This window comes from Cellulomonas olei (assembly GCF_039548315.1).
In the GTDB taxonomy this organism is placed as follows: domain Bacteria; phylum Actinomycetota; class Actinomycetes; order Actinomycetales; family Cellulomonadaceae; genus Cellulomonas.
This window is the reverse complement of sequence record NZ_JBCLVN010000041.1, coordinates 1-21,840: the sequence shown is the minus strand read 5'-3', so window position 1 is coordinate 21,840 and position 21,840 is coordinate 1. Positions and strand designations below refer to the sequence as shown.

Below are 21,840 nucleotides of genomic sequence, written 5' to 3'. Positions count from 1 at the left end.
CGGACTTACCAGACGTAGGCGAGGACTTCCCCACCCACGCCCTTCTTGGCGGCCTGCTTGTCCGTCAGGAGACCCGAGGACGTGGACAGGATCGCCACGCCCAGGCCGCCGAGGACCTTCGGCAGGTTGGTGGACTTCGCGTAGACCCGCAGACCGGGCTTGGACACACGCTTGATGCCGGCGAGCGCACGCTCGCGGCTCGGGCCGTACTTCAGCTCGACCACGAGGTTCTTGCCCACACGGGCGTCCTCGACGGTCCAGCCGGAGATGTAGCCCTCGGCCTGAAGGATCTCCGCGATGTGCGACTTCAGCTTCGAGTACGGGATGCTCACCGTGTCGTGGTGAGCCGAGTTCGCGTTACGCAGACGCGTGAGGAAGTCTGCGATCGGGTCGGTCATCGTCATGGGGGCGTTCTGCCCTTCCTCGCCGTGGTTTCCGCGGAGCCGCCCGTGGGCGGGCCGCCGCGGACCTACGACGTCGTTGTTACCAGCTGCTCTTGGTCACGCCCGGGAGCTGGCCCGCGTGGGCCATCTCGCGCACGCAGATCCGGCACAGGCCGAACTTGCGGTACACCGAGTGCGGACGGCCGCACCGCTGGCACCGGGTGTAGGCGCGCACGGCGAACTTCTGCTTGCCCGCGGCCTTGTTGATCAGGGCGGTCTTCGCCATGTCAGTCCTCCTTGAAGGGGAAGCCGAGGTGCTTCAGGAGCGCCCGGCCCTCCGCGTCGGTGGTGGCGGTGGTGACCACCGTGATGTCCATGCCGCGGACCCGGTCGATCTTGTCCTGGTCGATCTCGTGGAACATCGACTGCTCGGTCAGGCCGAAGGTGTAGTTGCCGTGGCCGTCGAACTGCTTGGCCGACAGGCCGCGGAAGTCGCGGATGCGCGGCAGCGCGGTCGACAGCAGGCGGTCCAGGAACTCCCAGGCACGGTCGCCGCGCAGCGTGACGTGCGCGCCGATCGGCATGCCCTCACGCAGCTTGAACTGCGCGATGGACTTGCGGGCCTTGGTGACCTGCGGCTTCTGACCCGTGATCTGCTGGAGGTCGCGGATGGCGCCCTCGATCAGCTTCGAGTCCTTCGCCGCGTCGCCGACGCCCATGTTCACGACGACCTTCACCAGGCGCGCGACCTGGTTCACGTTCTCGTGCTGGAACTCCTCGCGGAGCGCGGGACGGATCGCCTCGTTGTACCGCACCTTCAGGCGCGGCACCGGGTACGCCCGGGTGGTCTCGTCGATGGCGGTCATCAGATGTCCTTACCGGAGCGCTTGGCGACGCGGACCCGGACGGTGCGGGTGCGGCCGTCGCGCTCGACCTGCTCGGTGCGGTAGCCGACCCGGGTGCCGCGCTTGGTCTCCGGGTCCACCAGCATCACGTTGCTGATGTGGATCGGGGCCTCGACGGTCTCGATGCCGCCGGTGCGGGAGCCACGCTGGCTCTGGCCGACCTTGGTGTGCTTGGTGACCCGGTGGATGCCCTCGACGACGACGCGGTCGCGGTCGGTGAGCACCTCGAGCACCCGGCCCTGCTTGCCCCGGTCCTTGCGGGAGCCGGAGATGACGACCACCAGGTCGCCCTTCTTGATCTTCGCCATGGTCAGAGCACCTCCGGAGCCAGCGAGATGATCTTCATGAACTTCTTGTCGCGCAGCTCGCGGCCCACGGGACCGAAGATGCGGGTCCCGCGCGGCTCGCCGTCGTTGCGGAGGATCACCGCGGCGTTCTCGTCGAACTTGATGTACGACCCGTCGACGCGCCGGCGCTCCTTGCGGGTGCGCACGACGACCGCCTTGACGACGTCGCCCTTCTTGACGTTGCCGCCCGGGATCGCGTCCTTGACGGTGGCGACGATGACGTCACCGATACCGGCGTAGCGACGGCCGGACCCACCGAGAACGCGGATGCAGAGGATCTCCTTCGCACCCGTGTTGTCGGCGACCCGAAGTCGCGACTCCTGCTGAATCATCTACAGAACTCCTGTCGTCTGCCGGTTCTCGCGCACTGGCGAGCCTGGCCGAACGGATATGTGGTGAGGAGGGCGGACTTACTTCGCCTTCTCGAGGATCTCCACCAGGCGCCACCGCTTGGTGGCGGACAGGGGGCGGGTCTCCATGATGAGGACCAGGTCGCCGACGCCGGCGGTGCCGGCCTCGTCGTGGACCTTGACCTTGCTGGTCCGCCGGATGACCTTGCCGTAGAGCGGGTGCTTGACCCGGTCCTCGACCTCGACCACGACGGTCTTCTGCATCTTGTCGCTGACCACGTAGCCGCGCCGCGTCTTGCGGTAGGGACGCGCCTCCGCGACAGCGGTGGTGGTCTCGTTGCTGTTCTCGCTCATCGAGTCCTCACTCGCTCGCACTCGGGGCGGTCCGGATGCCGAGCTCGCGCTCGCGCAGGATCGTGTAGATCCGGGCGATGTCACGACGCACGGCCTTGAGGCGGCCGTGGCTCTCGAGCTGACCGGTGGCCGACTGGAAGCGCAGGTTGAACAGCTCCTCCTTGGCCTTCTTCAGCTCGGCCACGAGACGCTCGTCGTCGAAGGCGTCCAGCTCGGTGGGAGCCAGGTCCTTGGTGCCGATAGCCATCTCAGTTACCACCCTCGCGAACCACGAAACGGGTCTTCATCGGGAGCTTGTGCTGCGCGCGGCGCATGGCCTCGCGAGCCAGCGGCTCCGGGACGCCGGCGAGCTCGAACATCACTCGGCCGGGCTTGACGTTGGCGATCCACCACTCGGGCGAGCCCTTGCCGGAACCCATGCGGGTCTCGGCGGGCTTCTTGGTGAGCGGCCGGTCCGGGTAGATGTTGATCCAGACCTTGCCGCCACGCTTGATGTGGCGGGTCATGGCGATACGAGCAGCCTCGATCTGCCGGTTCGTCACGTAGGCGGGCTCCAGGGCCTGGATGCCGTACTCGCCGAACGCGATCGAGGTGCCACCCGTCGCGGCGCCGGAGCGCCCGGGGTGGTGCTGCTTGCGGTGCTTCAGCCGGCGCGGGATCAGCACGGCTCAGGCCTCCGTTCCGGTCTCAGGAGCCGACTCGGCAGCAGCGGCGGCCGGGGCGGCCTCGGCCGCGGGGGCCTCGGTGCGCTCCGGACGACGGCCACCGCCGCGCGGGCCACGGTCACCGCGGTCGCCACGGTCCCCACGGGGGCCGCGGGACTGACGCGGGGCCTGCGTGGCCTGCTCGCGCGCGAAGTCACGCTCGGTCATGTCGCCCTTGTAGACCCAGACCTTCACGCCGATGCGGCCGAAGGTCGTGCGGGCCTCGAAGAAGCCGTAGTCGATGTTCGCGCGGAGCGTGTGCAGCGGCACCCGGCCCTCGCGGTAGAACTCCGTGCGGCTCATCTCCGCGCCGCCGAGGCGACCGGAGACCTGCACGCGGATGCCCTTGGCGCCGGCGCGCTGCGCGGACTGCATGCCCTTGCGCATCGCACGACGGAACGACACACGCGAGGCGAGCTGCTCCGCGATGCCCTGCGCGACCAGCTGGGCCTCGATCTCGGCGTTCTTGACCTCGAGGATGTTCAGCTGGACCTGCTTGCCGGTGAGCTTCTCGAGCTCGCCGCGGATGCGGTCCGCCTCGGCGCCGCGGCGGCCGATGACGATGCCCGGGCGCGCCGTGTGGATGTCGACGCGGACGCGGTCACGCGTGCGCTCGATCTCCACCTTGGCGATGCCCGCCCGCTCCAGGCCGGTGCCCATGAGCTTGCGGATCTGCACGTCCTCGCGGACGTAGTCGCGGTAGCGCTGACCCGGCTTGGTCGAGTCGGCGAACCAGCGCGACCGGTGGTCGGTGGTGATGCCCAGGCGGTACCCGAGCGGGTTGACCTTCTGTCCCACGTCAGGCCCTTCCCTTCGTCTCACGCTCGGCGACGACCACCGTGATGTGGCTCGTGCGCTTGAGGATCTGGCTCGCGCGGCCCTGCGCCCGGGGGCGGAACCGCTTGAGGGTCGGACCCTCGTCGACGTACGCCTCGGCGACGTACAGGTTGGTCTCGTCGAAGCGCTCACCGGCACGCTTGGCGCCCTCGCGGGCGTTCGCGATCGCGGACTCGACGACCTTGAGGACCGTCTCACCCGCGGCCTGCGGCGCGAACTTCAGCGTCGACACGGCCTCGCCGGCCTGCTTGCCACGGATGAGGTCCACGACGCGCCGGGCCTTCTGGGGCGTGACGCGGACGAACCGCGCCTTCGCCTTGGCTTCCATTGCTGTCCTGCCTTCTTGTCTCTGCCGTCAGGGCAGTCGCTGCGCCGACCCGCGGGTCAGCGGCGACGGCCCTTCCGGTCGTCCTTCTCGTGGCCGCGGAACGTCCGCGTCGGGGCGAACTCGCCGAGCTTGTGCCCGACCATCGACTCCGTCACGAACACCGGCGTGTGCTTGCGGCCGTCGTGCACCGCGAACGTGTGACCCAGGAAGTCGGGCGTGATCATCGAGCGCCGCGACCAGGTCTTGATGACGTTCTTGGTGCCGGCCGCGTTCTGCGCGTCGACCTTCTTCTGCAGGTGCCCGTCGACGAAGGGCCCCTTCTTCAGGCTGCGAGGCATTCTCCCGGCTCCCTATCAGCGCTTCTTGCCGGTGCGGCGGCGACGGACGATGAGCTTGTCGCTCGGCTTGTTCGGACGGCGCGTGCGGCCCTCCGGCTGGCCCCAGGGGCTCACCGGGTGACGACCACCGGACGTCTTGCCCTCACCACCACCGTGCGGGTGGTCGATCGGGTTCATCGCGACACCGCGGACCGAGGGGCGCTTGCCCTTCCAGCGCATGCGGCCGGCCTTGCCCCAGTTGATGTTCGACTGCTCGGCGTTGCCGACCTCGCCGATCGTCGCGCGGCAGCGCAGGTCGACGTTCCGGATCTCGCCGGACGGCATGCGCAGCTGGGCGTACGGGCCGTCCTTCGCGACGAGCTGCACGGACGCACCGGCCGAGCGGGCGATCTTCGCGCCGCCACCGGGCTTCAGCTCGATGGCGTGGATGACCGTACCGGTCGGGATGTTGCGCAGCGGCAGGTTGTTGCCCGGCTTGATGTCGGCACCGGCGCCGTTCTCGACGACGTCGCCCTGACGCAGCTTGTTCGGCGCGATGATGTAGCGCTTCTCGCCGTCCGCGTAGTGCAGCAGCGCGATGCGCGCCGTGCGGTTCGGGTCGTACTCGATGTGCGCGACCTTGGCCGGCACGCCGTCCTTGTCGTGACGACGGAAGTCGATCACGCGGTAGGCGCGCTTGTGCCCGCCGCCCTGGTGCCGCATCGTGACGCGGCCGGTCGAGTTGCGACCACCGGTCTTGTGCAGCGGACGGACCAGCGACTTCTCCGGCTCCGAGCGCGTGATCTCGACGAAGTCGGCGACGCTCGCGCCGCGGCGGCCCGGCGTCGTCGGCTTGTACTTACGGATTCCCATGGGGATCTGTCCTCAATCTGCTCTCAGGCCCGGTCAGCCGACCGGTCCGCCGAAGATGTCGATCGTGCCCTCGCGGAGGGTGACGATCGCGCGCTTCGTGTCCTTGCGCTTGCCCATCCCGAACTTGGTCCGCCGCGACTTGCCCTTGCGGTTGATCGTGTTCACGGACTCGACCTTGACCGAGAAGACCTGCTCGACGGCGATCTTGATCTCGGTCTTGTTGGCACGCGGGTCGACGATGAAGGTGTACTTGCCCTCGTCGAGCAGCCCGTAGCTCTTCTCGGAGACGACCGGCGCGATCAGGATGTCGCGGGGGTCCTTGGCGACGGTGGTCACTTGGCGTCCTCCTCGGCCTCGGACGACGTCGCGACGGCGGTCGCGCCGCGGCCCTTGACGGGACCGGCGAGGAACGTGTCGAGCGCGCCCTGGGTGAACACGACGTCGTCGGAGACGAGCACGTCGTAGGTGTTGAGCTGGTCGGCGACGAGCAGGTGGACCCGCTCGACGTTGCGCAGCGACTTCCAGGCCAGCTCGTCCGCGCGCTCCACGACCACGAGGACGTGCTTGCGGCCGGACAGCGTGTCCAGGACCTGCAGCGCGGCCTTGGTCGACGGCGCCTGGTCGACACCGAAGCCGGTGACGACGTGGACGCGGCCGGCGCGGGCGCGGTCCGAGAGAGCACCGCGGAGCGCCGCGGCCTTCATCTTCTTCGGGGTCCGCTGGGAGTAGTCGCGCGGGGTCGGGCCGTGGACGGTGCCACCGCCGGCGAACTGCGGCGCACGGGTCGAACCCTGGCGGGCGCGGCCGGTGCCCTTCTGCTTGTACGGCTTCTTGCCGCCACCGGAGACCTCACCACGGGTCTTCGTGTCGTGCGTGCCCTGCCGCGCGGCGGCGAGCTGGGCGACGACGACCTGGTGGATCAGCGGGATGTTCGTCTGCGCGTCGAACACCTCACCGGGCAGGTCGGCCGTGCCGGCCTTCTTGCCCTGGGCGTCGAGCACGTCGACGGTCAGCGTCTCGGACATGAGGCTCATGCCCCCTTCACGGCGGTACGCACGACGACGACACCGCGCTTCGGGCCCGGAACCGCGCCCTTGAGCAGCAGCAGACCCTTCTCGGCGTCGACCGCGTGGACGGTCAGGTTCTGGGTGGTCTGGCGGGCGTTGCCCATCCGGCCGGCCATCCGCAGGCCCTTGAACACGCGCGACGGGGTCGAGGCCCCGCCGATCGAGCCCGGCTTGCGGTGGTTGCGGTGCGAACCGTGCGAGGCGGAGACACCGGCGAACCCGTGCCGCTTCATGACACCGGCGGTGCCCTTGCCCTTGGTGGTGCCGATCACGTCGACGAGCGCGCCGGCCTCGAAGGCCGCCGCGGTGATCTCCTGACCGAGCGTGAACTCGGAGGCGTCCGACGTGCGGATCTCGGCCACGTGCCGACGGGGGGTGACCCCCGCCTTCTCGAAGTGGCCCTTCAGCGGCTTCGTGACCTTGCGCGGGTCCACCTGGCCGTAGGCCAGCTGCACCGCGGCGTAGCCGTCGGCCTCAGCGGAGCGCACCTGGGTGACGACGTTCGTGCCGACCTCGACCACGGTGACGGGGACGAGACGGCCATCGGCGTCCCAGACCTGCGTCATTCCGAGCTTCGTGCCGAGCACCGCCGTGACGGGGCGCGCGTTCTGCTGGGTAATCATGAAGATCAGTTCCTTCCCAGCGTCAGAGCTTGATCTCGATGTTCACGTCCGCGGGCAGGTCGAGTCGCATGAGCGAGTCGACGGCCTTCGGCGTGGGGTCGATGATGTCGATGAGCCGCTTGTGCGTGCGCATCTCGAAGTGCTCGCGGCTGTCCTTGTACTTGTGAGGCGACCGGATGACGCAGAAGACGTTCTTCTCCGTCGGCAGCGGCACCGGACCCACGACCGTCGCACCAGCGCGGGTCACCGTGTCGACGATCTTGCGCGCCGAGCTGTCGATGACCTCGTGGTCGTAGGACTTGAGCCGGATGCGGATCTTCTGTCCCGCCATGGCGTCGTCTACTTCTCTCTCTTCGAACTGCCTGGTGTCCGACCCCCGCACTCGGGCGTGTCGCTTTCCGCGACGTACCTCTGCGCCGGTCCCATCCGGCACGCGGGGCGCACGCCGGCGGGGACGAGGTCGTTGGTGTGATGGAGTCCCGCGCCGGGTGACCCCGGGCTTCCTTCGGACTCTCAACGCGTCCCTGCCCGCTCGTCCGGGGCGCTCCGCACGCACGCGCGCAGGCACCCCCGTCGTCGGGCAACTTGTCTAGTGTGCCAGCCGGGGCCCGAAAGGTCCAACCGGACCTCCGTCACACCCGCACGATCACGCGGCCGAGCGCCCCGCGACCCCCGCCCGCCCCCTGTCCTCCTCGGTCCCCCTCGGAGGCTCCGAACGCGTTCGGAGGGTGCCGCGCGACATCGTGGTGGTCCGCGGAGCACCACGATGTCACGTCGGAGCCTCCGACGGCGCTGCGGTCAGGCGCGGGGGTGCACACCGGACGCCGCGAGGACGGCGCCGAGGGCGTCCGGGGACAGGGCCGTGTCCCAGGTCCAACGCACGACCTGCAGGCCCAGTGCGCGCAGGCGGTCCTCGCGGCGCTTCTCCGCCCAGACCCTGTCCTCGGGCTGCCGCCCGTCCGGCACACCGCCGGCGCGGTACTTCAGGCGCCCGTCAAACTCCCCCACGAGCCCGAGCTCCGGCCACCAGAAGTCGACCCGGCCCACGACGCCGGCGTCGTCCTCCACCACGTGCTGCAGCTCCGGCAGCGGCAGCCCGAGCTCGATCATCCGCGCGCGGCTCAGCGACTCCCCGACGGACTCGGAGAGCCCAGAGGCCGCCTCGACGACGCGACGGGCCCGGCGCACGCCCCGCCCGGTGCCCGCCGCCTCGAGCTCGGTCGCGAGTCGTGCCGGTGTCGTCCACCCGCGGTGCAGGGCGTGGTCCGCCGCGGCCACAGCGGCCGCGAGTTCCCAGGTGCGGGCGACGTCGACGACGGTGCGCGCCACCCCGGTCACACGCACGCCCTCGACCGTCGCGACGTGGCCGACCGGTCCGGGCGTCGCGTGGCGGCGGACGCCGGCCGACGACCGGTTGCCGACGCCGTGCGGCAGCGAGACGTGCACCGACTCCGGCCACCGGCCGATGCGCGGGAGACGCCAGAGCGCCGCGGCCGAGTCGTGGGTGAACACCGGCCGGTGCAGGCGGCGCGCTGCGGCGATCACCCGCAGCCGGTGCCGTTCCGCGTCCTCGAGCCCCTGCCACCGGTCTGCCGTCGTGTAGGCGTCGACCCGCACGCGCACGAGGTCACCGCGTGCGCAGGCCGCGCGCAGCTCGTCGCCGGACACCCCGGCCCGCTCGGCGTCCCGGGTCGTGATCACGCGGTCACGGGCGGCGAGGCCGCTCAGCACCTGCACGGTTCGAGGGTCCATCGCCCCACCCTGGCAGCCCCGGAGCCAAGCACGGCGGTCGTCCACAACCGACCTCACACACCTGCGACGCACACCGCCGATCCGGGTCGGAGGCTCCTACGGATCATCGGAGGGCTCCGCGGACCACCACGACGACGCGCGGCACCCTCCGAACGCGGTGGGAGCCTCCGAACGGAGGGGGAGGGTGCGTCCGAGGGTGGGGGTGGGGGGTGGGGGGTGGCGCGGGGGTGGGGACGCGAGAGGGCCCGGGCGCCGTAGCGCCCGGGCCCTCCCGAGTGGTGCTGGTCCCCCGAGGGGGTCAGATCACTTGATGATCTTGGTGACGCGGCCCGAGCCGACGGTGCGGCCACCCTCGCGGATGGCGAAGCCGAGGCCCTCCTCCATGGCGATGGGCTGGATCAGCTGCACCGAGATCTCGGTGTTGTCGCCGGGCATGACCATCTCGGTGCCCTCGGGCAGCGTGATGACGCCGGTGACGTCCGTGGTCCGGAAGTAGAACTGCGGACGGTAGTTCGAGTAGAACGGGTTGTGACGCCCGCCCTCGTCCTTGGCGAGGATGTAGACCTGGCCCTCGAACTCGGTGTGCGGGGTGATGGAGCCCGGCTTCACGACGACCTGGCCGCGCTCGACGTCCTCGCGCTTGGTGCCGCGGAGCAGGAGGCCGCAGTTCTCGCCGGCCCACGCCTCGTCCATCTGCTTGTGGAACATCTCGATGCCGGTGACCGTGGTCTTCTGCGCCGGGCGGATGCCGACGATCTCGACCTCGGAGTTGATCGCGAGCTTGCCGCGGTCGACCTTGCCGGTGACGACGGTGCCACGACCGGTGATCGTGAAGACGTCCTCGATCGGCATGAGGAACGGCTTGTCCATGTCACGCACCGGCTCCGGCACGGACTCGTCCACGGCGTCCAGCAGGTCCTCGACGGACTTGACCCACTGCGGGTCGCCCTCGAGGGCCTTCAGGCCGGAGACGCGGATGACGGGCGCGTTGTCGCCGTCGAAGCCCTGCGACGACAGCAGCTCGCGGACCTCCATCTCGACGAGCTCGAGGATCTCCTCGTCGTCGACCATGTCGGACTTGTTGAGCGCCACGAGCAGGTAGGGCACGCCGACCTGACGGGCGAGCAGGACGTGCTCACGCGTCTGGGCCATCGGGCCGTCGGTGGCGGCGACCACGAGGATGGCGCCGTCCATCTGCGCCGCACCCGTGATCATGTTCTTGATGTAGTCGGCGTGACCCGGCGCGTCGACGTGAGCGTAGTGACGCTTCTCCGTCTGGTACTCGACGTGCGCGATGTTGATGGTGATACCGCGCTGCTTCTCCTCCGGCGCCTTGTCGATCTCGTCGAACGGCGTGAAGGGGTTCAGGTCGGGGTACTTGTCGTGCAGCACCTTCGAGATGGCAGCGGTCAGCGTCGTCTTGCCGTGGTCGACGTGACCGATGGTCCCGATGTTGACGTGCGGCTTGGTCCGCTCGAACTTCGCCTTGCCCACTGGGTCCTCCTCAGGACTCTGGTGTAGAGATTGCCGAACGATGCGGGGGCTGGTCACCCTCGCGGACGTGCGGTCCTACGGGTCGGGTTGATTGGTCGTACTCGGTTCGACCTGTGGGACTACTCGCCCCGGGTCTTCTTGATGATCTCGTCGGCAACATTCCGAGGCACCTCGGCGTAGCTGTCGAACTGCATCGAGTACACCGCACGACCCTGGGTCTTCGACCGCAGGTCACCGACGTACCCGAACATCTCGGAGAGAGGAACCAGGGCGCGGATCACCTTCACGCCCGTCGCGTCCTCCATGGACTGGATCATGCCGCGCCGCGAGTTGATGTCGCCGATGACGTCGCCCATGTAGTCCTCGGGCGTGCGCACCTCGACGGCCATGACGGGCTCGAGGAGGACCGGGTCCGCCTTGCGGACGGCCTCCTTGAGGACCATCGACCCCGCGATCTTGAACGCCATCTCGGACGAGTCGACGTCGTGCGCCGCCCCGTCGAGGAGCGTCGCCTTGATGCCGACCAGCGGGAAGCCGGCCAGCACGCCCAGCTGCATCGCGCTCTGGATGCCCTGGTCGACCGACGGGATGTACTCGCGCGGGACGCGACCACCGGTGACGGCGTTGACGAACTCGTACGTCGCGCCGTCCTCGGAGACCAGCGGCTCGAAGGTCATCTGGACCTTGGCGAACTGGCCGGAGCCACCCGTCTGCTTCTTGTGCGTGTAGTCGATCTTCTCCACCGTGCGGCGGATCGTCTCGCGGTACGCCACCTGCGGCTTGCCGACGTTCGCCTCGACCTTGAACTCGCGCCGCATGCGGTCGACGAGGATGTCGAGGTGGAGCTCGCCCATGCCGCCGATGACGGTCTGGCCGGTCTCCTCGTCCAGGCGGACGCGGAAGGTCGGGTCCTCCTCGGCGAGCTTCTGGATCGCCGTGGAGAGCTTCTCCTGGTCGGCCTTCGTCTTGGGCTCGATGGCCACGTCGATGACCGGCTCGGGGAACGTCATCGACTCGAGGATGACCTGCGAGTTCATGTCCGACAGGGTGTCACCGGTGGTGACGTCCTTGAGGCCGATGAACGCGTAGATGTGGCCGGCCGTGGCCTCGTCGACAGGGTTCTCCTTGTTGGCGTGCATCTGGAAGATCTTCCCGATGCGCTCCTTCTTGCCCTTGGTCGAGTTCATGACCTGGGCGCCCTGCACGACCTTCCCCGAGTACACGCGGATGAAGGTGAGCTTGCCGAAGAACGGGTGCGCGGCGATCTTGAACGCCAGGGCCGAGAACGGCTCGTCGGCGTCCGGGTGCCGCTCGATGACGACCTCCGGGTCCTTGACGTCGTGGCCCTGGATGGCCGGGACGTCGAGGGGCGACGGGAGGTAGTCGACGACGGCGTCGAGCATGGGCTGGACGCCCTTGTTCTTGAACGCCGACCCGCACAGGACCGGGAACGCCTCGCCGGCGATGGTGAGCTTGCGGATGCCGGCCTTGATCTCGGCGACCGTCAGCTCCTCACCGCCCAGGAACTTCTCGAGCAGGTCGTCGTCGGTCTCGGCGACGGCCTCGAGCAGCTCGCTGCGGAACTGCTCGGCCCGCTCCTGGAGGTCGGCGGGGATCCCCTCGATCTCGTACTTCGCGCCCATCTCGGTCTCGCCGCGCCACACGAGCGCGCGCATCTCGACCAGGTCCACGACGCCGACGAAGTCGTTCTCGGCGCCGATCGGCAGCTGGATGACCAGCGGCTTGGCCTTGAGGCGGTTCACGATGGTGTCGACCGTGAAGTAGAAGTCCGCGCCCAGCTTGTCCATCTTGTTGACGAAGCAGATGCGGGGGACCTCGTACTTGTCGGCCTGGCGCCACACGGTCTCCGACTGGGGCTCCACGCCCTCCTTGCCGTCGAACACCGCGACCGCGCCGTCGAGCACGCGCAGCGAGCGCTCCACCTCGACGGTGAAGTCGACGTGACCGGGCGTGTCGATGACGTTGATCTGCGTCTCGTTCGGCTTGCCCTTGTTCCAGAAGGCGGTCACAGCAGCGGACGTGATCGTGATGCCACGCTCCTGCTCCTGCTCCATCCAGTCCGTGGTCGACGCGCCGTCGTGGGTCTCGCCGATCTTGTAGTTGACGCCCGTGTAGTACAGGATCCGCTCGGTCGTCGTGGTCTTCCCGGCATCGATGTGCGCCATGATGCCGATGTTCCGGACCTTGTTCAGGTCCGTGAGCACGTCCAGTGCCACAGGTTCAGCCCCTCGGTAGTGGGGTCCGCGCTACAGCTGGGGTCACCAGCGGTAGTGGGCGAACGCCTTGTTGGACTCGGCCATCTTGTGCATGTCCTCGCGGCGCTTGACCGCTGCGCCCAGGCCGTTGCTGGCGTCGAGGATCTCGTTCATGAGGCGCTCGGTCATGGTCTTCTCGCGGCGGGCGCGGGAGTAGTCCGTGAGCCAGCGCAGCGCGAGGGTGGTCTGGCGGACGGGGCGGACCTCGACCGGCACCTGGTAGGTGGCGCCACCGACGCGGCGGGAGCGGACCTCGAGCGACGGGCGGACGTTGTCCAGCGCGCGCTTGAGGACGACCACCGGGTCGCTCTGCGTCTTCTCACGGACGCCCTCGAGGGCGCCGTAGACGATGGCCTCCGCGACGGACTTCTTGCCGTCGAGCAGCACCTTGTTGATCAGCTGGGTGACGACCGGCGATCCGTAGACCGGGTCGACGATGAGCGGCCGACGAGGGGCCGGACCCTTGCGAGGCATCGGTTCAGCCCTTCTTCGCGCCGTAGCGGCTGCGCGCCTGCTTACGGTTCTTCACGCCCTGGGTGTCCAGCGCGCCACGGATGATCTTGTAGCGGACGCCGGGGAGGTCCTTCACACGGCCGCCGCGCACGAGCACGATCGAGTGCTCCTGCAGGTTGTGCCCCTCGCCGGGGATGTACGCCGTCACCTCGATGCCCGAGGAGAGCTTGACGCGCGCGACCTTCCGCAGAGCCGAGTTCGGCTTCTTCGGGGTGGTCGTGTACACGCGGGTGCAGACACCGCGCCGCTGCGGGCTGCCCTTGAGGGCAGGCGTCTTCGACTTGTTCGTCTTCGCCTGCCGGCCCTTGCGGACCAGCTGCTGGATCGTAGGCACTACGTCTCCGTCTGTTCGGATGGTCTGGTCTGACCGGCACCCGTCACCCTGGACGGCCGGCATCGTGTGCGGATCGTCGCCCGTCGCGCGACTACCCCGCTGGTCTTGCGTCCCGAACCGACCCCCGCGCCCGGGCGTGTCGTCCCCGTCCTGCTCCGCACGCCGGTCCCGGGACTCCGGGGACGAGGTGCGGTGGGGGCGGCCACCCTGCGCTCACGGACGAGCGCGCGCGAGAGCCCGACGGCGCGGGCACGGTGTCCAACGTTACTCGCCGGTCCACGCACCGTCAAAGCAGGTGGTGGTGGTCCCCAGGCGGGTCACGACGGGTCCAACACCGCTCCCCCGGCCGGTGTTCCCCGGGCCGGCCGGGACGGCCGAGGGGGCCCGCCGCGCGTGCGCGCGACGGACCCCCTCGGACCGCGGTGACGTCAGCGGAAGTCGCCGAAGTCGATGTCCTCGAGCGGGATCGCCTCGCCCGAGCCGAGGCCCAGGGCGGGGAAGTCGATCTCGTCGTAGCCGAAGGACGGGTACAGCTCGGCCTTCGCCTCCTCGGTGGGCTCGACCGTCACCTCGTGGTACCGGGGCAGCCCGGTGCCGGCGGGGATCAGCTTGCCGAGGATGACGTTCTCCTTCAGGCCCAGCAGCGGGTCGGAACGGCCCGACATCGCGGCCTCGGTGAGGACGCGCGTCGTCTCCTGGAAGGACGCCGCCGACAGCCACGAGTCCGTCGCGAGCGACGCCTTCGTGATGCCCATGAGCTCCGGACGACCCGAGGCCGGCTGACCGCCCTCGGCGACCGCCCGGCGGTTCGCGTCCTCGAACCGGCCGCGCTCGGCCAGCTCGCCCGGCAGCAGGTCCGTGTCACCCGAGTCGAGCACGGTCACGCGCCGCAGCATCTGCCGCACGATGACCTCGATGTGCTTGTCGTGGATGTCCACGCCCTGGGAGTTGTAGACCTCCTGCACCTCGTCGACCAGGTGCTTCTGCGTCGCACGCGGGCCGAGGATGCGCAGGACCTTCTTCGGGTCCACGGCGCCCTGGACGAGCTGGGTGCCGACCTCGACGTGGTCGCCGTCCGAGACCAGCAGGCGCGAGCGCTTGGTGATCGGGTAGGCGATCTCCTCGGAGCCGTCGTCCGGGGTGAGGACGATCCGGCGGGTGCGGTCGGCCTCGTCGATGGTGATGCGGCCCGAGAACTCCGCGATGGGGCTCTCACCCTTGGGGGTGCGGGCCTCGAAGAGCTCCTGGACACGCGGCAGACCCTGCGTGATGTCCTCCGCGGAGGCCACACCACCGGTGTGGAACGTCCGCATCGTCAGCTGGGTGCCGGGCTCACCGATCGACTGCGCCGCGATGATGCCGACGGCCTCGCCGATGTCGACGAGCTTGCCGGTGGCCAGCGAACGGCCGTAGCACTTCGCGCAGGTGCCGACGCGGGACTCGCAGGTCAGCACGGAGCGGACCTTCAGCTCGGTGACGCCGGCCGCCACGAGGCGGTCCAGCAGCACGTCGCCGACGTCCTCGCCCGCACGGCCCACGACCTCGCCGTCGATCTCGACGTCGACCGCCAGGGTCCGGGCGTACACGCTGGTCTCCACCTTGTCGTGCCGGCGGAACGAGCCGCCCACCTCGACGGCGATCGGCAGCGTGAGGCCGCGCTCGGTGCCGCAGTCGTCCTCGCGGACGATGACGTCCTGGGAGACGTCCACCAGACGACGGGTCAGGTAGCCCGAGTCGGCGGTCCGCAGCGCGGTGTCCGCCAGACCCTTGCGGGCGCCGTGCGTCGCGATGAAGTACTCCAGGACCGACAGGCCCTCGCGGTAGTTGGACTTGATCGGGCGGGGGATGATCTCGCCCTTCGGGTTCGCCACGAGGCCGCGCATACCGGCGATCTGACGGACCTGCATCCAGTTACCACGCGCACCCGATCCGACCATGCGGAACACGGTGTTCCGGGCGGAGAAGTTCTCCTGCATGGCCTTGGCGACCTTGTCGGTGGCCTGCGTCCAGATCTCGATGAGCTCCTGGCGACGCTCGTCGTCGGTGATGAGGCCCTTGTCGTACTGACCCTGCACCTTCGCCGCGCGCGCCTCGTGCTCCGTGAGGATCTCCGCCTTGGCCGTCGGCGCCGCGACGTCCGAGATCGCGATGGTCACGCCCGAGCGGGTGGCCCAGCGGAAGCCGGCCTCCTTCAGGGCGTCCAGCGACGCGGCGACCTCGACCTTCGGGTACCGCTCCGCCAGGTCGTTGACGATCACGGACAGCCGCTTCTTGTCGACCACGCCGTTCTCGTACGGGTAGTCGACCGGCAGCAGCTCGTTGAACAGCGCCCGGCCCAGCGTGGTCTCGAACAGGAACGGCTGGTCCGCGACGAAGCCCTCGGGCTCGGTGCCCGGCGCGAACACCAGGCCGTCCATGCGGATCTTCACGACCGCGTTGAGGTCCAGCGAACCCTGGTCGAACGCCATGATCGCCTCGGCGACCGAGCTGAACGCCCGGCCGGCGCCCACCGGCTCCTCCTTGTCGGAGGTCAGGTGGAACAGGCCGATGATCATGTCCTGCGAGGGCATGGTCACGGGGCGGCCGTCGGACGGCTTCAGGATGTTGTTGCTCGAGAGCATGAGGATGCGGGCCTCGGCCTGCGCCTCCGCGCTCAGGGGCAGGTGGACGGCCATCTGGTCACCGTCGAAGTCGGCGTTGAACGCGCCGCAGACGAGCGGGTGCAGGTGGATCGCCTTGCCCTCGACGAGCTGCGGCTCGAACGCCTGGATGCCGAGACGGTGCAGCGTGGGCGCACGGTTCAGCAGCACCGGGTGCTCGGTGATGACCTCCTCGAGCACGTCCCACACGACCGGGCGCGCGCGCTCGACCATGCGCTTCGCCGACTTGATGTTCTGCGCGTGGTTCAGGTCGACCAGGCGCTTCATCACGAACGGCTTGAACAGCTCGAGCGCCATCTGCTTGGGCAGACCGCACTGGTGCAGCTTGAGCTGCGGGCCGACGACGATGACCGAACGGCCCGAGTAGTCGACGCGCTTGCCGAGCAGGTTCTGGCGGAACCGGCCCTGCTTGCCCTTGAGCATGTCGGAGATCGACTTCAGCGGACGGTTGCCGGGGCCCGTGACCGGGCGGCCGCGGCGGCCGTTGTCGAACAGCGAGTCCACGGCCTCCTGGAGCATCCGCTTCTCGTTGTTGACGATGATCTCCGGCGCGCCCAGGTCCAGGAGCCGCTTGAGGCGGTTGTTCCGGTTGATGACGCGGCGGTACAGGTCGTTCAGGTCCGACGTGGCGAACCGGCCGCCGTCGAGCTGCACCATCGGGCGCAGGTCCGGCGGGATGACCGGGACGGCGTCCAGCACCATGCCGGTCGGCGAGTTCGTCGTGGTGAGGAACGCGTTGACGACCTTGAGGCGCTTGAGGGCACGGGTCTTGCGCTGGCCCTTGCCGGTGCGGATGATCTCGCGCAGCGACTCGGCCTCGGCGTCCAGGTCGAACGCCTCGAGGCGCTTCTGGATCGCCGCGGCGCCCATCGAGCCCTCGAAGTAGTTGCCGTAGCGGTCCTGGAGCTGGCGGTACAGCAGCTCGTCGCCCTCGAGGTCCGCGACCTTGAGGTTCTTGAACTTGTCCCAGATCGTGTCGAGCCGCTCGATCTCGGCGTCCGCGCGCTTGCGGATCTGCGCCATCTCGCGGTCCGCGGAGTCGCGGACCTTGCGGCGGGCGTCCGCCTTCGCACCCTCGGCCTCGAGCTCGGCCAGGTCGGCCTCGAGCTTCTGCGCGCGGGTGTTGATGTCGTTGTCGCGGCGGTCCGCGATCTCCTTCTTCTCCAGGTCGATCTCGTTCTGGAGGTTCGGGAGGTCCTCGTGACGGCCCTCCTCGTCGACCCACGTGATCATGTAGGCCGCGAAGTAGATGACCTTCTCCAGGTCCTTCGGCGCCAGGTCCAGCAGGTAGCCGAGGCGCGAGGGCACGCCCTTGAAGAACCAGATGTGCGTGACGGGCGCGGCCAGCTCGATGTGGCCCATGCGCTCACGGCGGACCTTCGAGCGGGTCACCTCGACGCCGCAGCGCTCGCAGATGATGCCCTTGAAGCGCACGCGCTTGTACTTGCCGCAGTAGCACTCCCAGTCCCGGGTGGGACCGAAGATCTTCTCGCAGAAGAGCCCGTCCTTCTCCGGCTTCAGGGTCCGGTAGTTGATGGTCTCGGGCTTCTTCACCTCGCCGTGCGACCAGGCACGGATGTCGTCGGCCGTGGCCAGGCCGATGCGCAGCTCGTCGAAGACGTTGACGTCGAGCAAGGGGTCCTACTTCCTTCGCTTGCCGGCCCCGCGGTGGTCGCGGTCCGGCGGACGGAATGGTGCAAGGGGTGCGGGCGGCCCGCCGACCCCTGGTCTCCCAGGGGCCGGCGGACGCTCGGCGTCAGATCTCGTCGATGCTGCTCGCGGCGTTCGGGCGCCGGGACAGGTCGATGCCCAGCTCCTCGGCGGCGCGGTACACCTCGTCGTCGTTCTCGCGCATGTCGATCGAGACGCCGTCGGACGACAGCACCTCGACGTTCAGGCAGAGCGACTGCATCTCCTTGAGGAGCACCTTGAAGGACTCCGGGATGCCCGAGTCGGGGATGTTCTCGCCCTTGACGATGGCCTCGTACACCTTCACGCGGCCCGGGATGTCGTCCGACTTGATGGTCAGGAGCTCCTGCAGCGTGTAGGCCGCGCCGTACGCCTCGAGGGCCCACACCTCCATCTCGCCGAACCGCTGGCCGCCGAACTGCGCCTTCCCACCCAGCGGCTGCTGCGTGATCATCGAGTACGGGCCGGTCGACCGGGCGTGGATCTTGTCGTCCACCAGGTGGTGCAGCTTGAGGATGTACATGTAGCCGACGGACACCGGGTCCGGGAACGGCTCGCCGGAGCGGCCGTCGAACAGCCGCGCCTTGCCGTCCACGCCGACCATCCGCTCGCCGTCACGGTTCGGCAACGTGGCGCCGAGCAGACCGGTCAGGGTCTCCTCCGGCACACCGTCGAACACCGGCGTGGCGACCGGGGTGCCCGGCTCCGAGGACTTCGCGATCTCGGGGACCTCGTCGATCCACGACAGGTCGCCCTCGGCCAGCTTCACGTCCCAGCCCTGCTTGGCGATCCACCCGAGGTGGACCTCCAGCACCTGGCCGACGTTCATGCGGCCCGGGACACCCATCGGGTTGAGGACGATGTCCACCGGGGTGCCGTCCGGGAGGAACGGCATGTCCTCGACGGGCAGGATCTTCGAGATGACGCCCTTGTTGCCGTGGCGGCCGGCGAGCTTGTCGCCGTCCGTGATCTTGCGGCGCTGGGCGATGTACACCCGGACCAGCTCGTTCACGCCGGCGGGCAGCTCGTCGCCGTCCTCGCGGTTGAACGTGCGCACCTCGATGACCGTGCCGGACTCGCCGTGCGGGACCTTCAGCGACGTGTCGCGGACCTCACGGGCCTTCTCGCCGAAGATCGCGCGCAGCAGGCGCTCCTCCGGGGTGAGCTCGGTCTCGCCCTTCGGGGTGACCTTGCCGACCAGCACGTCGCCCGCGGAGACCTCGGCGCCGATGCGGATGATGCCGCGCTCGTCGAGGTCCGCCAGCACGTCCTCGGAGACGTTCGGGATGTCCCGCGTGATCTCCTCCGGGCCGAGCTTGGTGTCGCGCGCGTCGACCTCGTGCTCCTCGATGTGGATCGAGGACAGCACGTCGTCCTGGACGAGGCGCTGCGACAGGATGATCGCGTCCTCGTAGTTGTGGCCCTCCCACGACATGAACGCGACCAGCAGGTTCCGACCGAGGGACAGCTCGCCCTCGTCGGACGCCGGGCCGTCGGCCAGCACGGAGCCGACCTCGACCCGCTGGCCGGCGTCGACCAGCACGCGCTGGTTGTAGCTCGTGCCCTGGTTGGCGCGACGGAACTTCGCGACGCGGTAGGTCGTCGTGGTGGCGTCGTCGTTCGCGACCGTGATGAGGTCCGCCGACACCTCGGTGACCACACCGGCCTTGCTCGCGACGATGAGGTCGCCGCCGTCGACCGCCGCACGCCACTCCATGCCGGTGCCGACCAGCGGCGCCTCGGAGCGGACCAGCGGCACGGCCTGGCGCTGCATGTTCGCGCCCATGAGCGCGCGGTTCGCGTCGTCGTGCTCGAGGAACGGGATGAGCGCCGTCGCGACCGACACCATCTGGCGCGGCGAGACGTCCATGTAGTCGACCGTCTCGGCAGGGACGTCCTCGGTGTCGCCGCCCTTGACGCGGACCAGGACGGTCTCGTCGGCGAACTTGCCGTCGGCGTCCACGACCGCGTTGGCCTGGGCGATGACGTAGCGGTCCTCGTCGTCGGCGGTGAGGTAGTGCACCTCGTCCGTCACGCGGCCGAACTCGACCTTGCGGTACGGCGTCTCGACGAAGCCGAACGGGTTGATGCGCCCGAACGTCGCGAGCGAGCCGATGAGGCCGATGTTCGGGCCCTCAGGGGTCTCGATCGGGCACATGCGGCCGTAGTGCGACGGGTGGACGTCACGGACCTCCATGCCGGCGCGGTCGCGGGACAGACCACCCGGGCCGAGGGCCGACAGACGCCGCTTGTGCGTCAGGCCCGCGAGCGGGTTGTTCTGGTCCATGAACTGCGACAGCTGCGACGTGCCGAAGAACTCCTTGATCGACGCCACCACCGGGCGGATGTTGATCAGGGTCTGCGGCGTGATCGCCTCGACGTCCTGCGTCGTCATGCGCTCGCGCACGACGCGCTCCATCCGGGACAGGCCCGTGCGGACCTGGTTCTGGATGAGCTCGCCGACCGCGCGGATGCGGCGGTTGCCGAAGTGGTCGATGTCGTCGGTCTCGACGCGGACCTCGATCGCCTCGCCGCCCCGGCGGCCCGGGAGGGTCGCCACGTCGGCGTGCAGCGCGGCCATGTACTTGATCGCCGCGACGATGTCGTCCTTCGACAGCACCGAGTCGGCGAGCGGCACGTCGATGCCGAGCTTCTTGTTCAGCTTGTAGCGGCCGACCTTCGCCAGGTCGTAGCGCTTGGGGTTGAAGTAGAAGTTCTCGATCAGCGCGCGACCGGCCTCGACGGTGGGCGGCTCGCCCGGGCGGATCTTGCGGTACAGGTCGAGCAGCGCCTCGTCCTGGGTCTGGACGTGGTCCTTCTCCAGGGTGTCGATGACGGCCGGGAACTGCGCGAACTCCTCGCGGATCTCCGACTCCGTCATGCCGAGCGCCTTGAGCAGCACCGTGGCGTTCTGCTTGCGCTTGCGGTCGACGCGGACGCCGACGTTGTCGCGCTTGTCGATCTCGAACTCGAGCCACGCACCACGGCTCGGGATGATCTTGACCGTGAAGATGTCCTTGTCGGACGTCTTGTCGGCGGCGCGCTCGAAGTACACGCCCGGCGACCGCACGAGCTGCGACACGACGACGCGCTCGGTGCCGTTGATGATGAACGTGCCGCGCTCGCTCATGAGCGGGAAGTCGCCCATGAAGACGGTCTGGCTCTTGATCTCACCGGTGGTGTAGTTGACGAACTCCGCGGTGACGAACAGCGGGGCCGCGTAGGTGAAGTCCTTCTCCTTGCACTCGTCGGCCGTGTACTTCGGCGGCTCGAAACGGTGCTCGCGGAACGACAGCGACATGGTGCCGCCGAAGTCCTCGATCGGGGAGATCTCCTCGAAGATCTCCTCCAGACCAGCGGTCTCCGGGACGTCGGTGCGGCCGGCCTCGAGAGCGGCGGCGACCCGGGCCTGCCACTTCTCGTTGCCGAGCAGCCAGTCGAAGCTCTCGGTCTGGAGCCCGAGGAGGTCCGGGACCTCCAGCGGCTCGTCGATCCGGGCGAAGGAGAGGCGGCGGGATGCGGTGCGGTTCGCGATGGCTTCGGACGGTGCGGAGGAGGTGCGCGAGGCAGCCAAGAGGGGTCCTTCCCAGCAGATCGAGTTCCCTGCGACGGGCCCGGCGGTTCGCGGTCCCCCGGCCTCGGGCCCCCAGGGCATCGCGTACTACGATGCCTGGTGGGCGCGGGTTATACGGGATCGCGGGCACAGGCCAGCGCAAAGCGCTAGCGTAGTACAGACCTGGCGCTCTGTCCACTGTCCGTGGTATGGGCGCGGCACCGCCGCCGTCGCCCGCCGCGCGCCCCACCCCGGCGCGCGCCCCGCTTCCCGCTCCCCTCCTCCGCTTCCCCTCCCCTCCCCCGCTTCCGCGCCGTCGGAGGCTCCGACGGGTGATCGAGGTGGTCCGCGGAGCACCACGATCCCGCGCGCCGACCTCCGAGCGCGTTCGGAGCCTCCGAAGGGGCACCGCCCGGCGCCCCCTCCCCTGCCCCTTCACGCGCACATCCACCCGTCCGGCTCTGCCGGCGCCCGCCCACAT

23 protein-coding genes are annotated in these 21,840 nt (G+C 69.3%); all 23 read right to left on the bottom strand.

The window, feature by feature from the left end:
- Positions 1-5: 5 nt before the first annotated feature.
- Positions 6-404, bottom strand: coding sequence for a 30S ribosomal protein S8 (gene rpsH / locus AAHH18_RS12690; RefSeq protein ID WP_222170245.1), 399 nt, complete (start codon positions 402-404; stop codon positions 6-8).
- 79 nt (positions 405-483) lie between these two features.
- A complete protein-coding gene (locus tag AAHH18_RS12685; protein WP_122147680.1) occupies positions 484-669 on the bottom strand; it encodes a type Z 30S ribosomal protein S14 in 186 nt (61 codons plus the stop codon).
- A gap of 1 nt (position 670) precedes the next feature.
- On the bottom strand, positions 671-1,249 hold the full coding sequence (gene rplE / locus AAHH18_RS12680; RefSeq protein ID WP_283319490.1) for a 50S ribosomal protein L5: 579 nt from the start codon (positions 1,247-1,249) through the stop codon (positions 671-673).
- Positions 1,249-1,596, bottom strand: a complete 348-nt coding sequence (gene rplX / locus AAHH18_RS12675; protein ID WP_146838603.1) for a 50S ribosomal protein L24 — start codon at positions 1,594-1,596, stop codon at positions 1,249-1,251. The genes rplE and rplX overlap by 1 nt, the downstream gene beginning before the upstream one ends.
- A gap of 2 nt (positions 1,597-1,598) precedes the next feature.
- Complete coding sequence (gene rplN, locus AAHH18_RS12670; protein ID WP_213281382.1) at positions 1,599-1,967, bottom strand: 50S ribosomal protein L14; 369 nt, start codon at positions 1,965-1,967, stop codon at positions 1,599-1,601.
- A 78-nt stretch (positions 1,968-2,045) separates the two neighbouring features.
- Positions 2,046-2,339, bottom strand: a complete 294-nt coding sequence (gene rpsQ, locus AAHH18_RS12665) for a 30S ribosomal protein S17 (RefSeq protein ID WP_343301864.1) — start codon at positions 2,337-2,339, stop codon at positions 2,046-2,048.
- A 7-nt stretch (positions 2,340-2,346) separates the two neighbouring features.
- Positions 2,347-2,586, bottom strand: a complete 240-nt coding sequence (rpmC, locus tag AAHH18_RS12660) for a 50S ribosomal protein L29 (RefSeq protein ID WP_109130752.1) — start codon at positions 2,584-2,586, stop codon at positions 2,347-2,349.
- 1 nt (position 2,587) lies between these two features.
- Positions 2,588-3,004 (bottom strand): 50S ribosomal protein L16, encoded by a 417-nt coding sequence (rplP, locus tag AAHH18_RS12655; protein WP_154728249.1) that lies wholly within the window; start codon positions 3,002-3,004, stop codon positions 2,588-2,590.
- Positions 3,005-3,007: 3 nt separating this feature from the next.
- The gene (gene rpsC / locus AAHH18_RS12650) at positions 3,008-3,841 is read right to left on the bottom strand and encodes a 30S ribosomal protein S3 (protein WP_222170247.1); all 834 of its coding nucleotides are present in this window, start codon (positions 3,839-3,841) and stop codon (positions 3,008-3,010) included.
- Between the two features lies 1 nt (position 3,842).
- Positions 3,843-4,208 carry a 50S ribosomal protein L22 gene (gene rplV, locus AAHH18_RS12645; protein WP_146838613.1) on the bottom strand — a complete coding sequence of 122 codons (366 nt, stop codon included), beginning with the start codon at positions 4,206-4,208 and terminating at the stop codon, positions 3,843-3,845.
- Positions 4,209-4,264: 56 nt separating this feature from the next.
- Positions 4,265-4,546, bottom strand: coding sequence for a 30S ribosomal protein S19 (rpsS, locus tag AAHH18_RS12640; protein WP_146838615.1), 282 nt, complete (start codon positions 4,544-4,546; stop codon positions 4,265-4,267).
- A 15-nt stretch (positions 4,547-4,561) separates the two neighbouring features.
- A complete protein-coding gene (gene rplB / locus AAHH18_RS12635) occupies positions 4,562-5,398 on the bottom strand; it encodes a 50S ribosomal protein L2 (protein ID WP_222170248.1) in 837 nt (278 codons plus the stop codon).
- Positions 5,399-5,431: 33 nt separating this feature from the next.
- Positions 5,432-5,734, bottom strand: coding sequence for a 50S ribosomal protein L23 (gene rplW, locus AAHH18_RS12630; protein WP_222170249.1), 303 nt, complete (start codon positions 5,732-5,734; stop codon positions 5,432-5,434).
- Positions 5,731-6,423: a 50S ribosomal protein L4 gene (gene rplD / locus AAHH18_RS12625; RefSeq protein ID WP_343301886.1), complete on the bottom strand. Its 693-nt coding sequence runs from the start codon at positions 6,421-6,423 to the stop codon at positions 5,731-5,733. Before rplD ends, rplW begins: the two co-directional genes overlap by 4 nt.
- Before the next feature lie 5 nt (positions 6,424-6,428).
- A complete protein-coding gene (gene rplC, locus AAHH18_RS12620) occupies positions 6,429-7,088 on the bottom strand; it encodes a 50S ribosomal protein L3 (RefSeq protein ID WP_343301863.1) in 660 nt (219 codons plus the stop codon).
- A 22-nt stretch (positions 7,089-7,110) separates the two neighbouring features.
- On the bottom strand, positions 7,111-7,419 hold the full coding sequence (gene rpsJ, locus AAHH18_RS12615; RefSeq protein ID WP_012867945.1) for a 30S ribosomal protein S10: 309 nt from the start codon (positions 7,417-7,419) through the stop codon (positions 7,111-7,113).
- Between the two features lie 467 nt (positions 7,420-7,886).
- A complete protein-coding gene (locus AAHH18_RS12610) occupies positions 7,887-8,840 on the bottom strand; it encodes a type IV toxin-antitoxin system AbiEi family antitoxin domain-containing protein (protein WP_343301862.1) in 954 nt (317 codons plus the stop codon).
- Positions 8,841-9,143: 303 nt separating this feature from the next.
- Positions 9,144-10,334, bottom strand: coding sequence for an elongation factor Tu (tuf, locus tag AAHH18_RS12605; RefSeq protein ID WP_222170252.1), 1,191 nt, complete (start codon positions 10,332-10,334; stop codon positions 9,144-9,146).
- 119 nt (positions 10,335-10,453) lie between these two features.
- Positions 10,454-12,571: an elongation factor G gene (fusA, locus tag AAHH18_RS12600; protein ID WP_283319487.1), complete on the bottom strand. Its 2,118-nt coding sequence runs from the start codon at positions 12,569-12,571 to the stop codon at positions 10,454-10,456.
- A gap of 42 nt (positions 12,572-12,613) precedes the next feature.
- Entirely contained in the window at positions 12,614-13,084 is a 471-nt protein-coding gene (rpsG, locus tag AAHH18_RS12595; protein ID WP_222170253.1) for a 30S ribosomal protein S7, read from the bottom strand.
- A 4-nt stretch (positions 13,085-13,088) separates the two neighbouring features.
- On the bottom strand, positions 13,089-13,457 hold the full coding sequence (gene rpsL, locus AAHH18_RS12590; RefSeq protein ID WP_147794366.1) for a 30S ribosomal protein S12: 369 nt from the start codon (positions 13,455-13,457) through the stop codon (positions 13,089-13,091).
- Positions 13,458-13,885: 428 nt separating this feature from the next.
- Positions 13,886-17,752, bottom strand: a complete 3,867-nt coding sequence (locus AAHH18_RS12585; protein ID WP_343301861.1) for a DNA-directed RNA polymerase subunit beta' — start codon at positions 17,750-17,752, stop codon at positions 13,886-13,888.
- Positions 17,753-17,873: 121 nt separating this feature from the next.
- Positions 17,874-21,380, bottom strand: a complete 3,507-nt coding sequence (gene rpoB, locus AAHH18_RS12580; RefSeq protein WP_283319486.1) for a DNA-directed RNA polymerase subunit beta — start codon at positions 21,378-21,380, stop codon at positions 17,874-17,876.
- Between the last annotated feature and the right edge of the window lie 460 nt (positions 21,381-21,840).

Bases quoted from the DNA above. Each gene is read 5' to 3' on its own strand.
- rpsH (WP_222170245.1), bottom strand. From the start codon at position 404: ATGACGATGACCGACCCGATCGCAGACTTCCTCACGCGTCTGCGTAAC.
- AAHH18_RS12685 (WP_122147680.1), bottom strand. From the start codon at position 669: ATGGCGAAGACCGCCCTGATCAACAAGGCCGCGGGCAAGCAGAAGTTC.
- rplE (WP_283319490.1), bottom strand. From the start codon at position 1,249: ATGACCGCCATCGACGAGACCACCCGGGCGTACCCGGTGCCGCGCCTG.
- rplX (WP_146838603.1), bottom strand. From the start codon at position 1,596: ATGGCGAAGATCAAGAAGGGCGACCTGGTGGTCGTCATCTCCGGCTCC.
- rplN (WP_213281382.1), bottom strand. From the start codon at position 1,967: ATGATTCAGCAGGAGTCGCGACTTCGGGTCGCCGACAACACGGGTGCG.
- rpsQ (WP_343301864.1), bottom strand. From the start codon at position 2,339: ATGAGCGAGAACAGCAACGAGACCACCACCGCTGTCGCGGAGGCGCGT.
- rpmC (WP_109130752.1), bottom strand. From the start codon at position 2,586: ATGGCTATCGGCACCAAGGACCTGGCTCCCACCGAGCTGGACGCCTTC.
- rplV (WP_146838613.1), bottom strand. From the start codon at position 4,208: ATGGAAGCCAAGGCGAAGGCGCGGTTCGTCCGCGTCACGCCCCAGAAG.
- rpsS (WP_146838615.1), bottom strand. From the start codon at position 4,546: ATGCCTCGCAGCCTGAAGAAGGGGCCCTTCGTCGACGGGCACCTGCAG.
- rplB (WP_222170248.1), bottom strand. From the start codon at position 5,398: ATGGGAATCCGTAAGTACAAGCCGACGACGCCGGGCCGCCGCGGCGCG.
- rplD (WP_343301886.1), bottom strand. From the start codon at position 6,423: ATGTCCGAGACGCTGACCGTCGACGTGCTCGACGCCCAGGGCAAGAAG.
- rplC (WP_343301863.1), bottom strand. From the start codon at position 7,088: ATGATTACCCAGCAGAACGCGCGCCCCGTCACGGCGGTGCTCGGCACG.
- rpsJ (WP_012867945.1), bottom strand. From the start codon at position 7,419: ATGGCGGGACAGAAGATCCGCATCCGGCTCAAGTCCTACGACCACGAG.
- AAHH18_RS12610 (WP_343301862.1), bottom strand. From the start codon at position 8,840: ATGGACCCTCGAACCGTGCAGGTGCTGAGCGGCCTCGCCGCCCGTGAC.
- rpsG (WP_222170253.1), bottom strand. From the start codon at position 13,084: ATGCCTCGCAAGGGTCCGGCCCCTCGTCGGCCGCTCATCGTCGACCCG.